The sequence below is a fragment of the Nocardioides sp. R-C-SC26 genome, assembly GCF_021246465.1.
GTDB lineage: Bacteria > Actinomycetota > Actinomycetes > Propionibacteriales > Nocardioidaceae > Nocardioides.
In genome coordinates, this window is record NZ_JAHRHK010000093.1 from 1 (window position 1) to 307 (window position 307).

Here is a 307-nt window from a genome sequence, read left to right on the forward strand (position 1 = left end):
GTCGCCCCACCGGTCGCGGGGGTCGCCGCGGGCGGGTGGGGGACCCGCCGCCCCTTGCGATGCCGGGCCTTGTGCCACGGGGCGGGGAAGAAGGGCCACAGCTCCGCCACCGAGACCCGGGGGGACAGCGGCGCGCGCGGCCAGACGGCGCCCACGCTGCACATCCGGACGTTGGTGAGCCCGCCCTGCCCCAGACGCGCGAGGGTGCCGGCCACACCGGGACGCCAGACCTCGAACGCGACGATGTTGAGATCGGGACGGCCTGCGGCCAGCGCCGCCGTGGCCCCGCCGATACCCGAACCGATCT

1 pseudogene is annotated in these 307 nt (G+C 76.9%); it reads right to left on the minus strand.

From position 1 onward, the window contains the following. Nucleotides 1-307, minus strand: a pseudogene (locus KSO97_RS17575) (tRNA (guanine-N7)-methyltransferase); the annotation flags it as partial.